Consider the following 15,217-nt stretch of genomic DNA (forward strand, 5'->3'; position numbering starts at 1 on the left):
GTCATCCGCGTCATGCCCGTTTGCGCATTGTTTCAGCAGCGGCGCGGGTGCGGGTAGTAGCCGGCTAATGCAGGCGGCCAATCCATTCCATTGCTGTTGCCCGCGTTGCCTGCCATGCCATTGGAAGTGCCGGTGTAATATCCGCTTTGCCCCTCTCCCGCAAGCCACCGACAATGCCGCGAGATCAGCTGTTAGATACAAGCACGGGATCGCCGCGCTCCCGGGTGGGCCTCTGGCCCGCCTGGGTCGCACTTGCCTGTTCGCTGGGACTGACGCTGCTGGCCTGGCGCTATGCCGAGCAGGACCTTGAAGTCCAGCAGCGCCGCGAGTTCGAGGCCGAGGTCAGCCAGCTGCGGGCCGACCTCAAGGCGAGCATCACCGGTTACACGCAGACTCTGCGCGCCGCTGCTGCGCTGTTCGGCGCCAGCAATGCCGTGACGCGCAAGGATTGGCGCGCCTTTGTCGGCGGGCTCAAGGTGGAGCGCGACTATCCGGCAATTCAGGCTCTGGCCTTCGCGCGCTCGGTCGATGCCGCCGAACTGCCGGCGCTGGTCGGCGAGATGCGCCGCAGCGGTCTGGCCGATTTTGCCGTGCGCCCGCCGGGGAGCCGCGAGCGCTATGTAGTGAATGTATATACGGAACCCGACGACGGGCACAACCACCCGGCGCTCGGCTATGACATGTGGCAGGATGCCGGGCGGCGGGAAACCATGCAGCGCGCCAGCGATGCCGGCGAGCCGATGATCACGGGCAGGCTCACGCTGAAAATCGACGAGCAGACCAAGCCGGTGCCGGCCTTCATCATGTACATGCCGGTGATGTCGAAATCGGGCGCCGAGGTTTACGGTTATGTGCTGAGTCCGTTTCGCATGCCGCAACTGATGGCCGAACTGCTGCAGCGCAATCCCCGCGCGGTTGCGCTGAGCATCCACGACGGCGCCGAACCGAGTCCGGAAAACCTTTTCTACCGCAGCGGCACGGCTGATCGTGCGGCGTCGGCAAAGTTCGTGCACAACGAAACCCTGGTCGTCGGCGGCCGGCCCTGGACACTGAGTTACGCGAGCCAGCCGGAACTCGAAGGACTGGGCTACATGACGCGCTCGACGCAGGTATTGGCGGGCGGCGTGCTGACCAGCCTGCTGCTGTTCACCATCGCCTGGTCGCTGGCCACCACCCGCGATCGCGCGCTGAGCCTGGCGCGCGACATGACCCGCTCGCTGCGCGAGAGCGAAGACCGCTTCCGCATCCTGGTGGAGCAGGCGCCCGACGCCATCGTGGTGTACGACGTCGACCTGGGCCACTTCGTGGACGCCAACGCGCAGGCCGAGAAACTCTTTGGCTGCAGCCGCGAGGAACTGCAGGCCGCAGGCGTGGAAAGATTCTATGCACCGGGCCTGCACGACGGGAAGACTGCGGCACAAATTGTCCAGGAAATGCTCGATCGGGCGATGGCCGGCGACCAGGTGGTCTTCGACCGTACCATCCGCAATGGCCAGGGACAACTGGTGCGTTGCGAAATCCGGCTGGTCCGGCTGCCGGCGGTCGGCCATCGGCTGATCCGCGGCAGCTTCATCGATATCACCGAGCGCAAGTGCGCCGAGGCCGATCTGCGCGTTGCCGCGATCACCTTCGAGTCCCAGGAAGGCGTGATCATTACCGATGAAGCGACGGTGATCCTGCGCGTCAATCGCGCCTTCACCGAGATCACCGGCTATTCGAGCGAGGATGCCGTCGGCAAGACGCCGCGCCTGCTGCACTCGGGACGGCACGATGCGGCTTTTTTCGCCGCGATGTGGGAAGGTCTCGAACAACACGGCACCTGGCGCGGTGAAATATGGAACCGCCGCAAGAGCGGTGAAATCTATCCAGGCTGGATCAATATCACGGCGGTGAAGGGGGCACGCGGTACGGTTACCCACTATGTCGCCACCCTTGCGGATATCACCTTGCGCAAGGCGGCGGAGGACGAGATCCGGCATCTGGCTTTCTACGATCCGCTGACCGGGCTGCCCAATCGTCGCCTGATGCTCGAACGCCTGAGGCAGGCCCTGACCAGCAGCGCCCGGCACGGCCGCCACGGCGCACTGATGCTGTTCGATCTGGACGATTTCAAGACCCTCAACGATACCCTGGGACACGATATCGGCGACCAGTTCCTGGTCGAAGTCGCCTCGCGCCTGGCATCCAGCATCCGCGAGTGCGATACCGTGGCGCGCCTGGGCGGCGACGAGTTCGTGATCATTCTCGAGGATCTCGACGCCGAGGCGCTGGCCGCCATGCAGGCGGAGAGCGTGGCGGTGAAGATCCAGGCCATGCTCAACGAACCCTACCTGCTGGACCTGAGCCTCAGCGGAGGCGAACACAACACGCGCAGCTACCACTGCACGTCGAGCATCGGCATCACGCTGTTCCGCGATCATTCGGTGTCGGTCGATGAACTGATGAAGCGTGCCGACACGGCCATGTACCAGGCCAAGGAGGCGGGCCGCAACGCGCTGCGCTTCTTCGACCCGGAAATGCAGGCGGCGGTCTCGGCCCGCGCCCTGCTCGATACGGACTTGCGCCGGGCGCTCGACGAAAGCCAGTTCGTGCTGCACTACCAGCCGCAGGTCGATGCGGAGGGGCGCGTGACCGGAGCGGAAGCGCTGGTGCGCTGGCAGCATCCGCGGCGCGGCCTGGTCTATCCGGCCGAGTTCATCCAGCAGGCCGAGGCCACCCGGCTGATCATGCCGCTGGGCCACTGGGTGCTGGAAACCGCCTGCCGGCAACTGGTGGCCTGGGCCGGGCAGGGCGGCACCGCCCATCTCTCGCTGGCGGTGAATGTCAGCAGCCGCCAGTTCCATCAGGTCAACTTTGTCGAGCAGGTGCTTGCGGTGCTGCAGCGGACCGGCGCCAATCCGCGGCGCCTGAAGCTCGAGGTGACCGAGAGCCTGCTGCTGCATGACATCGAAGACATCGTGACCAAGATGAGCGAGCTGAAATCCGCAGGCGTCAGCTTCTCGCTCGACGATTTCGGCACCGGTTATTCGTCGCTGTCCTATCTCAAACGCCTGCCGCTGGATCAACTGAAGATCGACCGGTCATTCGTGCGCGACGTGCTGACCGACGGCAACGATGCCGCCATCGCCCGCACCATCATTGCCCTGGGACGCAGCCTCGGCCTGGCCGTGATCGCCGAGGGGGTCGAAACCGAAGCGCAGTTCGAATTCCTCGCCGCGGCGGGCTGCGATGCCTATCAGGGCAATCTGTTCGGCATGCCGGGCACGGCAGCAGCCTTGTTTACGGGACGCACGGCGGAGGTTTGAATCAGGCGGGCTCGAAGTGCTCCAGCATCAGTTGCACGGTCTGGGTGCCATTCCATTCGTTGATATCGACGCGGAAGGCGGCGCGGATGCGGTCTGGCGCAGCGTTGGCAAACCCGTCCGCGAAATTGAACTGGATCGCGTCGAAGCGCTGATTGCCCTTCTGCAGCTTGAGCTTGAGGTGCTTGTCCTTCAGGATGCGCTGATTGAGCACCTCGAAGCTGTCGGCGAAAACCGGCGCGGGGAAGGCCTGGCCCCAGACTTCCTGTTGCATCAGGCGCACCGCGTCGATGGAGAAATAGCCTGATTCGAGCGGGCCGTCGGTTTCCAGGGTGCGCGTCAGTTCGGCCGGCGAGAGCAGCTCGGCGCAGACGGTTTCGAAAGCGGCTTCGAACTCGGCCAGACGCTCTTCCTTCAGCGTCAGTCCGGCGGCGGCGGCGTGGCCGCCGAAGCGCAGCAGCAGGTCCGGATGCCGCTTGGCCACCCGATCCAGCGCGTCGCGCAGATGCAGGCCGGCTATCGAACGGCCGGAAGCCTTGAGTTCTCCGGCATTGCCGCGGGCAAAGGCGAAGGTCGGGCGGTGCAGCTTTTCCTTGACGCGGCCGGCCAGGATGCCGATCACGCCCTGGTGCCAGCCCGGGTCGAACAGGGTCAGGCTGGCGCGGTTGCCGGCGTCGAGCGAAGCCAGCAGGAGTTCCGCGTCTTCTCGCATGTCGGCTTCGATCACGCGCCGCTCGCGGTTGATGGCGTCCAACTGCTGCGCGATGTTCATCGCGCGGCTGGGGTCGTCGGTGCTCAGGCATTCGATGCCGAGCGACATGTCGGCCAGGCGTCCGGCGGCGTTGAGGCGCGGGCCGAGCGCGAAGCCGAGATCGAAGGTGGCGGCGCGGGTCGTCTCGCGCCCGGCGACGGCGAACAGCGCGGCGACGCCGGCCTGCATCTGCCCGCCGCGGATGCGCGCCAGACCCTGGGCGACGAGGATGCGGTTGTTGCGGTCGAGCGGCACCACGTCGGCCACCGTGCCCAGCGCAACCAGGTCGAGCAGGCCGGCCAGGTTCGGTTCCGCCGCGTTGGCGTAGGCGCCGCGCCGGCGCAGTTCGGCGCGCAAGGCCAGCGCCACGTAGAACATCACGCCGACACCGGCCAGCGCCTTGCTCGGGAAATCGCAGCCGGGCTGGTTGGGATTGACGATCACCTCGGCGTCGGGCAACTCCGCGCCCGGCAGGTGGTGATCGGTGATCAGCGTCGCAATGCCGCGGCGCTTCAATTCGGCCACGCCCTCGACGCTCGCGATGCCGTTGTCGACCGTGACGACCAGGTCGGGTTGCCTTGCCGCCGCCAGTTGCGCGACTTCCGGCGAGAGCCCGTAGCCCAGCGTAAAGCGGTCCGGCACCAGGTAATCGACCGTGGCGCCCATCATGCGCAGCGCGCGCAGGCCGACCGCGCAGCCGGTGGCGCCGTCGCAGTCGTAGTCGGCGACGATCAGTATCCTGCGGCCGGCGGCTATCGTATCTGCAAGCAGCGTCGCGGCCTCGCGCGCACCCTTGAGCCGGTCGGGGGCGAGCAGGGCGCTGCTGCGCGTATCGAGTTCGTCGGGGCTGCGGATGCCGCGCGCGGCGTAAAGCCGGGCCAGCAGCGGATGCACGCCGCCCTGTTCGAGCGCCCAGGTGGCGCGCGGCGGGATGTCGCGTACCGATATGCGGGTTGCCTGTGTCATTGCGGGACCAATTCGGCCAGGCTGCGCGGCTTGCGCCAGAATTTCCACAAGTCGCGGCGGCCGACCTGCAACTCTGCGGCGGCGAGATCGCCGGGGGCAATCAGGCGCAGGGCATCGAGGCGACCCGTGCGCAGGGCGCCCAGTGCCGGCACCAGCCATTCGGCCTCGAAGCGGATCAGTTCGTCGCGCCAGACGATCGCATCGCCGCTGCTGGCGGGGTGTTTGAGGCCATCGATGAGCGCCAGCGGTGCGCGCGCCGCGGTCGCGGAGTAGCCGGCCGGCAGCGCGGCGCCATCGATCTGCAGCAGGCGGGCGATGCCCCGGGCGACCGGATCGTCGCTCCAGATTGCGTCATGCGTGGTGGTGGGCGCGGCAAGCTCGGGCAGCCGGCCGCCGCCCCAGGGCCACAGCGAATTCACCACCGGTTGTCCGGCGGCCTGGCGCGCCTGGTTCACCGGATGGACATGCAGGATCATCTGCGCCTCGTTGAGCGCCTGGCGCCATGGCGCATAGGCCGGGTCCGGCGGCAAGGGCGCTGCCGAACGCCCGGCGGCATCCGGCAGGGGCTGGAAGCGGGGGGCGCCGGCCGTCAGGCGCAGGTTCCAGTGTCCCGGCGCGATCACTTCGATCCGGCCCAGCGCGGCCAGCGTCGGCGCCAGCGCGGCGGCGAGCGCGGCCGCCTCGTCGCTGCTCAGGCGCAAGTGCTGCGGATCATCGACGATCAGGCTGCGATCATGGAAGTTCAGCCGCACCGGGTCGAGGCACAGCCAGTCGCAATGCTCATCGGGTCCGGGATGATCGCGCAGCGCCAACCAGCGCAGGGCGGCAGCCGGCAGCGGGGCAGCGAGGCCGGTCGATTCGGCGAGGATGGCGGTGCTGTCCCGGGCCGGGCGCTGGTTCAGGCGGCCGCGCCCGAGCAGGGTGGTGAAAGCGGGCAGGGGCAGGTCACAGGTGAGGTCCGCGAGCGCCTGGCGCGTCCAGATAAGGCCAGGCACGATGAGCGTCAGCATGGGCGCATGTTAACATGCGGCGCCAACCCGACTAATCGAATGAACTACGAACTCCTCATAGGCTTGCGCTACACGCGCGCCCAGCCACGCGAAGGCGCCGCCAACCGGTTCATTTCCTTCATCGCGCTGATTTCCATGGCCGGCCTGGCGCTCGGAGTCGCTGCACTGATCGTGGTGCTGTCGGTCATGAACGGCTTCCAGAAGGAATTGCGCGAGCGGATTCTGGGCGTGGTTTCCCATATCCAGGTCAGCGCCGACAGCGGCGAGCTGGCCGACTGGAGCAAGGTGCTGCAGGGTGTCGCGCAGCATCCGCGGGTCAAGGCCGCCGCGCCCTACGTGCAGGCCCAGGGCATGCTGAGTTTCGACGGCCAGGTGCGCGGCATGATGGTGCGCGGCATCCTGCCCGAGGCCGAAGACAAGGTGGCCGATTTCGCCCGCTACATGAAGTCGGGCAAGCTCACCCAGTTGCTGCCGGGCGAATTCGGCATCGTGCTCGGCAGCGAACTGGCGCGCGCGCTGCGCGCCAGCACCGGCGACAAGGTGACGCTGCTGGCGCCGCAGGGCCTGGTGACGCCGGCGGCGATCCTGCCGCGGGTCAAGCAGTTCCGCGTGGTGGGCATTTTCGAGGCCGGCATGTTCGAGTTCGATTCGGGCCTGGCCCTGATCCACATGAGCGACGCGCAAAAGCTCTATCGCATGGACGAGCGCGTCAGCGGCGTGCGGCTCAAGGTGGATGACCTGTTCGCCGCGCCGAGGATCGGCCGCGAATTGCTGCGTTTCCTCCCCATGGACGCCTGGGTCAGCGACTGGACCCGCAGCCACGCCAATTTTTTCCGTGCCGTCGAAATCGAAAAACGCATGATGTTCCTGATCCTGCTGCTGATCGTCGCCGTGGCCGCCTTCAACATCGTGTCCACCCTGGTCATGGCCGTCACCGACAAGCGCGCCGACATCGCCATCCTGCGCACGCTGGGCGCGAGCCCGCAGAGCATCATGGCGATTTTCATCGTGCAGGGCACACTGATCGGCATGGTCGGTCTGGCCACCGGCATCGCGGGAGGCGTGGCCCTGGCGCTGAACATCGACGTCGTGGTGCCGGCGCTGGAACGCCTGCTGGGGCTGCAGTTCCTCGCCAAGGACGTGTATTACATCAGCGAGCTGCCTTCCGACCTGCACTGGTCGGACGTCGGCACCATCGGCGTGGTGTCCTTCGTCCTCACGTTGCTGGCAACCCTGTACCCGAGCTGGCGCGCCTCGCGCACGCAACCGGCGGAGGCGCTGCGCTATGAGTGATCTGGAGAAGGTAGGGCAGGTGCGGGAGACCGTGCTGGAGTGCCACGGCCTGAGCAAGATTTTTCGCCAGGGCGCGGCGCAGGTACCGGTCCTGACCGCTGTCGATCTGAAAGTTGGCGCTGGCGATACGGTGGCGATCGTCGGCGCCAGCGGATCGGGCAAGAGCACCTTGCTGCACCTGCTGGGTGGACTCGACACGCCGACGGCGGGCACGGTTCTGCTGCACGGCAACGATCTGGCGCAGGTCGGCGAGGCGCAGCGCGGGCGGCTGCGCAACCGCAGCCTGGGCTTCGTCTATCAGTTCCACCATCTGCTGATGGAATTCACCGCCGTGGAAAATGTCGCCATGCCGCTTTTGATCCGCCGCATGGACCGCGCCGAAGCCGAGCAGCAAGCGAGCGCGGTGCTGAATCGGGTCGGCCTCGGCCATCGCCTGAGCCATCGACCCGGCGAATTGTCGGGCGGCGAGCGCCAGCGCGTGGCCGTGGCGCGCGCCCTGGTGACGAAACCGGATTGCCTGCTGGCCGACGAGCCGACTGGCAATCTCGATCGCGGCGCGGCCGATTCGGTGTTCGGCCTGCTGCTGGAACTCTGTCGCGAGCACGGCGCGGCACTGATTCTGGTGACCCACGACCTGGATCTCGCGGCACGGGCAGGCACGGTCCTGCATCTTCAGGATGGCGTGCTGGTTTAACGGTTGCACCGCGGGGCCGGCTGCAGCCGGCCAGGGTGGATGGCGCTGTAGGGCCGGCTTCAGCCGGCCAATTGCGATGGCGTTTGTAGGGCCGACTTCAGTCGGCCAGATTGCGATGGCGGACTGAAGTCCGCCCTACGGTCCGCCCTACGGTCCGCCCCACGGCCGGTCCGCCCCACATCATGCGCTGTGGTGCCGCCGGCGCCGCAGATGCCAGGCGCGGACCAGATAGATCCGCCAGGCCACCCGAATCAGGCCATAGCTGGCCAGCGCCAGGCCCAGGGCGAGCAGCACCAGGCCCAGCGCCAATGGCGCGCCGAGGCCGAGCATCCAGGCCATCAATTCGTGCGTCCAGGTCATCAATCCATCGGCGCCATATTCGGGCGGGGTGACGAAGTGATGTCGTGGTCCCGGCAGCGCCCAACTGCCGATGGTGAAGGCCAGGATGTAGAGCGGCACGATGGTGAAGGGATTGGTGTAAAAGGTGGTCAGCATCGCCAGCGGCAGATTGACGCGAAACACCACCGCGCAGATCGCCGCCCCGAGCATTTGAAACGGTCCCGGAATCAACCCGCAGAACATTCCGGCCGCGACGGCGCCGGCCGCTGAACGGCGGTTGAGGTGCCACAGCCGCGGATGCAGCAGCGTGTTCTCGAAAGGCGCCAGCCAGCGATTGCCGCGAACCGACTCATGATCGGGGAGGATCTTGCGGATGCGTTTGCGCATGCGTGATGGATGTCTTTGCGGTTCAGGCGATGCGGATAGACAGTTCGCCGATGCCTGCCACGCCGCCGGCGACCAGGTCGCCCTTGACCACGGGGCCGACGCCCTCCGGCGTGCCGGTGAAAATCAGGTCGCCGGGGCATAGCTCGAAGTATTGCGAAAGATGGGCGATGGTTTCCGGCACCGACCAGATCAGGTCGGCGAGGTCGCCCTCCTGTTTCGTCTTGCCGTTGACCGTGAGCCAGACCCGGCCGGCGCCGGGGTGGCCACAGCGGCTGACGGGAACGATGGGCGCGATCGGCGCCGACTGGTCGAAGGCCTTGCCCAGTTCCCAGGGCCGGCCCTTGTCGCGCAGGGCGAACTGCAGGTCGCGCCGGGTCATGTCGAAGCCGACCGCATAACCCCAGACGTGGTCGCCGGCGGCCTCCCTGGAAATGTTGCGGCCGCGCTTGCCGATCGCCACCACGAGTTCGACTTCGTGGTGATAGTTGGCGGTCTGCGGCGGATAGGCGACGTCCACCGTGACACCCGGCGCCACTGGCACCACGGCATCGGCCGGCTTGCAAAAGAAGAAGGGCGGCTCGCGGTCCGGGTCGGAACCCATCTCGCGCGCATGCGCGGCGTAGTTGCGGCCGACGCAGTAGATGCGCCGCACCGGAAATGTCTCGGTGCTGCCGGCGACCGGCACGGTGGGAATCGGGGCAGGGGGAATGACGTAGCTCATGGCGGCTCCTGAAATGTCGGAACCATTATCGCTCATCGTTTGTCACAAACTGCAGATGCAAGCCTGCCCGTAACCGGCGCTGGCCAATCGATGGCGTTTGCATAGATGCCGTGGCGCCGGGAGCTGCCGGCCGGGCAAATTTCCATGCGCTTGAATGCCCTTATCAAAAAATTGGTTTGGACGGCAAGCGCGGTTCGGGCGAAGAATGCGTCAAACCTGCCCGAAGAGGCTGGCCCGACGAAACAATTCAAAGGAGGATCACGATGCGCAAGTATTCCGCCCTGCCCAATCGGCCCTTGCGGCCACGCACCACCATCCATAGCCCCAGCCAGATCCTGCCGCCCAAGGTCAGCTTCGAAGATCCCGCGATGACGGTGATGACCGATTTCCAGAAAGTCACCGCCTTCACCATCGACCCCGACGTCAGCGTCGACACCGCGGCGCGCGTCATGCGCCGGCGCAAGGTGCATCTGCTGCTGGTGATGAGCGAGGAGAATCATGTTCTCGGCATCATCACCTCGAACGACCTGCTGGGCGAGAAGACCTTGCAATGCATCAACGCCCGCGGCATTTCCCGCGCCGATGCGCTGGTGCGCGACATCATGACCCCGGAGGACAGGCTCGAAGTGATCAGCATGGACGACGTGATGCACGCGCACGTCGGCCATGTCGTGGCGACGCTCAAGTCCAAGGGGCGCCAGCATGCGGCGGTGGTGGACGAGGACGCGGCCGGCAACCAGGTGCTGCGCGGACTGTTTTCCTGTTCCCAGCTCGCGCGCCAGCTCGGCGAACCGGTGGAGACCATCGAGATCGCCCAGACCTTCGCCGAGATCAGTCTCGCCCTGAAGACCTGAGAGCTTGTGAATAAATCTACTGCGCGAGCCGGATCGGGGCTTGGGCGGTGCTCGCTATCCTCATGTACAAACGCGTACATTCCGGTAGCTGCGCTCCGGCCGCACCCCGCTGCGGCTCGCTCGCTACGATTTCTTAACAAGCTCTGAGCGCAGGCACTTCCGACCCGTTCCACGGGACGGGTTCGGGCGCATGGTCTATCCCGCAAGGGGATACAGTCCCCGGCAGAAGGTGGGGACAAATCCCACAAGGGGATACCGTCTCCGGCAGTAGCCGGGGACATAATGCCGGCCATGCGCCTTTTTGTCATAGCCTTCGCCGGCGGAATTTGGCTGTTGCAACAGCAGGCGGTGCTGCCTGCCGCAAGCTGGCTGGTTGCTACCGCTGCAGGTGCAGCGGTGTGCGCCTTGCTGGGCTTGGCGCTGCGCAGCAGGCTGCAAGAGTTGGCGCTTGCCGGCCCGCGGTCTCAACACACCCGGGATTCCGCTTCGCGGCGGGCGAGCGAAATTCCCGGCAGACAGAGTCCGACCCGGCGGTTTGTTGCGTCGGCGCTGTGGGTTGCCGCCGGTATCGCGCTGGGTTTCGTCTGGGCGGCGGGTTTCGCCCATCTGCGGCTGGCCGACGAGTTGCCGTCGGCACTGGAAAGCCGCGACATCGAGCTGACCGGCGTGGTCGCCGACCTGCCGCAGGCGCTGGAACGCGGCGTGCGTTTCGAGTTCGACGTCGAACAGGCCACGGCGGGGCTGCCGCCGCATATCTCGCTGGCCTGGTATCGCAGCCGCGGCGAGGCCGACGATGAAGCCTCGCCGCTGATTCCCGTGCGCGCCGGCGAGCGCTGGCGCTTCACGGTGCGACTGAAGCGTCCGCACGGCAATCTCAATCCGCATGGCTTCGACTACGAAGCCTGGCTGTTCGAACGCGGCATCCGCGCCACCGGCTACGTGCGCCCGCAGAGCGCCGAACGCATCGATGCCCGGGTGTGGCGGCCGGGCTACGCGGTGGAAATGCTGCGCGAAGCGGTACGCGACCGCTTCCACGCCGTGATGCCAGACGTGACAAGTGCGCCGTATGCCGGCATATTGATCGCGCTGGCCATCGGCGACCAGCATGCGATCGACCCCAGCCTTTGGCAGACCTTCGCCCGCACCGGCATCACCCACCTGATGAGCATATCGGGCCTGCACGTGACCATGCTGGCGGGGCTGGCTTATGCGTTGGTCAACTGGCTGTGGCGGCGCTCGGCACGCCTGCCGCTGCGCATTCCGGCGCAGCAGGCGGCGACCGTCGGCGGTTTCCTGGCGGCCCTGCTGTATTGCCTGCTGGCCGGCTTCGCCGTGCCGGCGCAGCGCACGCTGTACATGCTCGGCGTGGTGGCCCTGGCGCGCCTGACGACGCGCGAGATCGCCGGCTCCCGCGTGCTGGCGTTGGCACTGCTGCTGGTCCTGTTGCTCGATCCCTGGGCGGTGCTGGCCGCCGGCTTCTGGCTTTCCTTCGGCGCGGTGGCGTTGCTGTTCCATATCGGCAGCGGGCGGCTGGGGCCCGCGCATTGGCTGATCGAGTGGGGGCGTGCGCAGTGGGCCGTGACCCTGGGCATGCTGCCGGCCCTGCTGGCCCTGTTCCAGCAGTTCTCGCTGGTCTCGCCGCTGGCCAATGCCGTGGCGATCCCGCTGGTCAGCTTCGTCGTCGCGCCGCTGGCCTTGCTCGGCAGCCTGCCGCTGCTCGATCCGCTGTTGTTGCTGGCGCATTTCCTGACGGCCTGGCTGATGGTCTTCATCGACTGGCTCGCCGGCCTGCCGCTGGCGATGTGGCAGCAGGCCGCGCCGCCAGTGTGGTCGGTGCTGCTGGCACTGGGCGGCGGCATCTGGCTCTTGCTGCCGCGCGGCTTCCCGGCGCGCTGGCTGGGGCTGCTGGCCTTCCTGCCGCTGCTGACGGTGCTGCCGCCGCGCCCGGCGGCGGGTGCCGCAACGATAAATGTACTCGACGTCGGTCAGGGACTGGCGATCCATGTCCAGACCACCGGCCACGATCTGCTGTTCGATGCCGGGCCGGCATTTTCGGCGGATGCCGACAGCGGCAACCGCATCATCGCGCCCTACCTGCGGGCGATGGGCGTACGTGGACTGGATGCGCTGGTGGTCAGCCATGCCGACAAGGACCACGAGGGCGGTGCGGCCTCGGTGCTGGCGGCGCTGCCGGTGGCGATCCTGAAAACCTCGCTGCCCTTCGAACATGCGCTGTCGGCGCAGCCGGTGCCGCATGAATCGTGCCGCAACGGCGATGCGTGGAGCTGGGACGGTGTACGTTTCGAGATGCTGCATCCCGGTGCCGAGGCGCTTTCGCGCAAGACCAACGACTTGAGTTGCGTGCTGCGCGTGACGGCCGCCGGGCAATCGATGCTGCTGACTTCCGACATCGAGGCGGTGTCGGAACGCGCGCTGCTCCGGCAGCATCCGGCGCAACTGACGGCTGCCGTGATGACGGTCCCGCATCACGGCAGCAAGACCTCATCGACGCCCGAGTTCATGGCCGCGGTGGCGGCGCGCGACGTGGTCTTCCCGGTCGGCTACCGCAATCGCTTCGGCCATCCGCGCGAAGACGTGGTGGCACGCTACCTGCAAAGCGGCGCCCGTCTGCATCGGACGGATGCGGACGGTGCCGTCAGGATCGACCTGGATGCGGCGGGCATCGGTTTCCGCCACGAACGTGCCGAGCGAAGGCGCTACTGGCACGCCCGGTAGGCGATAATTGAGGTCGGAAATTTTACGGCGCCCGCCATGACTCACAGTATTCCCTTTGCCGGCCTGACCCCCGCGCGCATTCTCGACGCGCTGGAAAGCGTCGGCTATCGCTGCGACGGCGCCCTGATGGCGCTCAACAGCTACGAAAACCGGGTCTGGCAGATCGGCATCGAAGACAGCGCGCCGGTGGTCGCCAAGTTCTATCGGCCGGGACGCTGGAGCGACGCGCAGATCGCCGAGGAACATGCCTTCACGGCGGCCATGGTGGCCGACGAACTGCCGGTGGTGACGCCTCTGGTGATCGATGGCAGGACGCTGTTCACCCACGGCGGATTCCGCTTTTCGGTATTCCCGAAACAGGGCGGACGCGCGCCGGAATTCGCTGAGCCGCAGATACTGGAATGGATGGGCCGTCTGATGGCGCGCATCCATATCGTGGGCGCGCGCACGCCCTTCGCGCAGCGGGAGACGCTGAACCTCCAGAGCTTCGGCATCGAGCCGCGCGACTGGCTGCTGGCCAACCGGGTGATTCCGCCGGAACTCGAGCCTGTCTGGCGCGGCGTGGCCGAACAGGCGCTGGAGGGTGTGCGGCATTGCTATGCGCGCGCCGGCAAGGTCGACCACATTCGCCTGCATGGCGACTGCCATGCCGGCAACGTGCTGTGGACCCGTGACGGCCCGCATTTCGTCGATTTCGACGACGCCCGCATGGGGCCGGCGATCCAGGACCTGTGGATGCTGCTGTCCGGCGATGCCGAAGAAATGGGGCAGCAGTTCGGCCATGTGCTGGCCGGATACGAGACTTTCCGCGAATTCGACGATCATGAACTGCAACTGGTCGAAGCCCTGCGTACGCTGCGTCTGATTCATCATTCGGCCTGGCTGGCGCGGCGCTGGAACGATCCGGCCTTTCCCGCGGCGTTTCCGTGGTTTGCCACGAATCGCTATTGGGAAGAGCGGATACTCGAACTGCGCGAGCAGATTGCAATAATGCACGAGCCGTCGCTGGTGCCACGGTGAGCCATCCTCCCGACCCCCTTCCCGGGGAAGGGGGCGACAAAGAATGGCGGGCATTGCCCGCATATTTTGAAGAGGAAGTATGGAAATGCGTGAAGGAAAAGTGAAGTGTCTGAGTGCCGCCGGTTTTCATCACATGGCCTATGTGGAATGGGGCGATGCGGCGAATCCGAAAGTGCTGGTCTGCGTGCATGGCCTGACGCGATCTTCGCGCGACTTCGATTTCCTGGCGCAGGCGCTGGCGGACGACTACCGGGTGGTTTGTCCCGACGTGGTGGGGCGCGGGCGCAGCGACTGGCTGCGCAACAAATCGCTGTACACGCTGCCGCAGTACTGCGCCGACATGACGACGTTGCTGGCCAGGCTGGACGTGGAAACGGTGCATTGGGTCGGCACCTCGATGGGCGGCCTGATCGGCATGGCGCTGGCTTGCCAGCCGGAAACCCCGATTGCGCGGCTGGTGCTGAACGACGTCGGGCCGGTGATCACGGCGACGTCGCTGGAGCGCATCGGCACCTATCTCGGCGCCGCGCCGCGCTTCGACAGCATCGAGCAAGCCGAGACCTTCGTGCGCTTCGTCTCGGCCACCTTCGGCAGCTTTTCCGATGAGCAATGGCGACACCTGACGGTGCATGTGACGCGCACGGCCAGCGACGGCAAGATCGAGTTCGCCTACGATCCCGGCATCGCCCAGCCGTTTCGCGAAATGCAGGCAGCCAGCGACGGCAAGGATGCCGAAATGTGGCCGCTCTACGATGGCATTGCCTGTCCGACGCTGCTGCTGCGCGGCGAAACATCCGACTTGCTGACTCACGATACGGCGTTGCAAATGAGCCAGCGCGGACCCCGCGCTGGGCTGGTCGAAGTGCCCGGCGTCGGCCATGCGCCGATGCTGATGAGTGCCGCGCAAGTGGCGCCGGTGCGCGAGTTTTTGCTCGGTTGAGGAACAGGTTTTTTCGATGTCGCAATGCAGCATCGAAAGTTCCCATAACAGATTTTTATCAGGCCTAGAATAGGAGCGTTTTCGCATATCCCGGCGAACAAATAAGAGGAGGCATCATGCAAAAATCGTTGCATATCGACCCCAATAAGTGCACCGGCTGTCTGCAGTGCGAGATGGCCTGTTCCTATGACAACTACGGAGTCT

At 66.4% G+C, this 15,217-nt stretch carries 12 protein-coding genes and 1 other RNA gene; 9 read left to right on the forward strand and 4 right to left on the reverse strand.

Annotated elements, in window-relative coordinates; genetic code table 11:
• The first annotated feature begins 224 nt into the window (after positions 1 to 224).
• Complete coding sequence (locus tag RMO95_RS02580; protein ID WP_310449026.1) at positions 225 to 3,305, forward strand: EAL domain-containing protein; 3,081 nt, start codon at positions 225 to 227, stop codon at positions 3,303 to 3,305.
• Position 3,306: 1 nt separating this feature from the next.
• Here RMO95_RS02580 and recJ read toward each other — a convergent pair whose 3' ends face one another.
• On the reverse strand, positions 3,307 to 5,019 hold the full coding sequence (recJ, locus tag RMO95_RS02585; RefSeq protein WP_310449027.1) for a single-stranded-DNA-specific exonuclease RecJ: 1,713 nt from the start codon (positions 5,017 to 5,019) through the stop codon (positions 3,307 to 3,309).
• Entirely contained in the window at positions 5,016 to 6,029 is a 1,014-nt protein-coding gene (locus RMO95_RS02590) for a hypothetical protein (RefSeq protein ID WP_310449028.1), read from the reverse strand. The genes recJ and RMO95_RS02590 overlap by 4 nt, the downstream gene beginning before the upstream one ends.
• A gap of 39 nt (positions 6,030 to 6,068) precedes the next feature.
• On the opposite strand from RMO95_RS02590, the gene RMO95_RS02595 reads away from it, so the two are divergent.
• Both RMO95_RS02595 and lolD read left to right on the forward strand, forming a co-directional pair.
• Positions 6,069 to 7,322 carry a lipoprotein-releasing ABC transporter permease subunit gene (locus RMO95_RS02595; RefSeq protein WP_310449029.1) on the forward strand — a complete coding sequence of 418 codons (1,254 nt, stop codon included), beginning with the start codon at positions 6,069 to 6,071 and terminating at the stop codon, positions 7,320 to 7,322.
• 19 nt (positions 7,323 to 7,341) lie between these two features.
• Positions 7,342 to 8,016: a lipoprotein-releasing ABC transporter ATP-binding protein LolD gene (gene lolD, locus RMO95_RS02600; RefSeq protein ID WP_409574919.1), complete on the forward strand. Its 675-nt coding sequence runs from the start codon at positions 7,342 to 7,344 to the stop codon at positions 8,014 to 8,016.
• A 180-nt stretch (positions 8,017 to 8,196) separates the two neighbouring features.
• Here the strand turns inward: lolD and RMO95_RS02605 are convergent, their stop codons facing one another.
• Positions 8,197 to 8,742: a DUF2062 domain-containing protein gene (locus RMO95_RS02605; RefSeq protein WP_310449031.1), complete on the reverse strand. Its 546-nt coding sequence runs from the start codon at positions 8,740 to 8,742 to the stop codon at positions 8,197 to 8,199.
• Between the two features lie 22 nt (positions 8,743 to 8,764).
• On the reverse strand, positions 8,765 to 9,463 hold the full coding sequence (locus RMO95_RS02610) for a fumarylacetoacetate hydrolase family protein (RefSeq protein WP_310449032.1): 699 nt from the start codon (positions 9,461 to 9,463) through the stop codon (positions 8,765 to 8,767).
• Between the two features lie 263 nt (positions 9,464 to 9,726).
• On the opposite strand from RMO95_RS02610, the gene RMO95_RS02615 reads away from it, so the two are divergent.
• From RMO95_RS02615 to RMO95_RS02640, 6 genes are all read left to right on the forward strand, one after another.
• Positions 9,727 to 10,317, forward strand: coding sequence for a CBS domain-containing protein (locus RMO95_RS02615; RefSeq protein WP_310449033.1), 591 nt, complete (start codon positions 9,727 to 9,729; stop codon positions 10,315 to 10,317).
• Between the two features lie 62 nt (positions 10,318 to 10,379).
• Positions 10,380 to 10,456, forward strand: a non-coding RNA gene (locus tag RMO95_RS02620) — sX9 sRNA.
• A 152-nt stretch (positions 10,457 to 10,608) separates the two neighbouring features.
• Entirely contained in the window at positions 10,609 to 13,053 is a 2,445-nt protein-coding gene (locus RMO95_RS02625; RefSeq protein ID WP_310449034.1) for a DNA internalization-related competence protein ComEC/Rec2, read from the forward strand.
• 36 nt (positions 13,054 to 13,089) lie between these two features.
• A complete protein-coding gene (locus RMO95_RS02630; protein ID WP_310449035.1) occupies positions 13,090 to 14,073 on the forward strand; it encodes a serine/threonine protein kinase in 984 nt (327 codons plus the stop codon).
• An 85-nt stretch (positions 14,074 to 14,158) separates the two neighbouring features.
• Positions 14,159 to 15,013, forward strand: a complete 855-nt coding sequence (locus RMO95_RS02635) for an alpha/beta hydrolase (RefSeq protein WP_310449036.1) — start codon at positions 14,159 to 14,161, stop codon at positions 15,011 to 15,013.
• A gap of 116 nt (positions 15,014 to 15,129) precedes the next feature.
• Positions 15,130 to 15,217, forward strand: an 88-nt coding sequence (locus tag RMO95_RS02640) for a 4Fe-4S binding protein (RefSeq protein ID WP_310449039.1), incomplete at its 3' end; no start/stop codon positions are given.

Source organism: Sulfuritalea sp. (assembly GCF_031426875.1).
In the GTDB taxonomy this organism is placed as follows: Bacteria; Pseudomonadota; Gammaproteobacteria; order Burkholderiales; family Rhodocyclaceae; genus Sulfuritalea.

Bases quoted from the DNA above. Each gene is read 5' to 3' on its own strand.
- recJ (WP_310449027.1), bottom strand. From the start codon at position 5,019: ATGACACAGGCAACCCGCATATCGGTACGCGACATCCCGCCGCGCGCC.
- RMO95_RS02590 (WP_310449028.1), bottom strand. From the start codon at position 6,029: ATGCTGACGCTCATCGTGCCTGGCCTTATCTGGACGCGCCAGGCGCTC.
- RMO95_RS02595 (WP_310449029.1), top strand. From the start codon at position 6,069: ATGAACTACGAACTCCTCATAGGCTTGCGCTACACGCGCGCCCAGCCA.
- RMO95_RS02605 (WP_310449031.1), bottom strand. From the start codon at position 8,742: ATGCGCAAACGCATCCGCAAGATCCTCCCCGATCATGAGTCGGTTCGC.
- RMO95_RS02610 (WP_310449032.1), bottom strand. From the start codon at position 9,463: ATGAGCTACGTCATTCCCCCTGCCCCGATTCCCACCGTGCCGGTCGCC.
- RMO95_RS02615 (WP_310449033.1), top strand. From the start codon at position 9,727: ATGCGCAAGTATTCCGCCCTGCCCAATCGGCCCTTGCGGCCACGCACC.
- RMO95_RS02625 (WP_310449034.1), top strand. From the start codon at position 10,609: ATGCGCCTTTTTGTCATAGCCTTCGCCGGCGGAATTTGGCTGTTGCAA.
- RMO95_RS02630 (WP_310449035.1), top strand. From the start codon at position 13,090: ATGACTCACAGTATTCCCTTTGCCGGCCTGACCCCCGCGCGCATTCTC.
- RMO95_RS02635 (WP_310449036.1), top strand. From the start codon at position 14,159: ATGCGTGAAGGAAAAGTGAAGTGTCTGAGTGCCGCCGGTTTTCATCAC.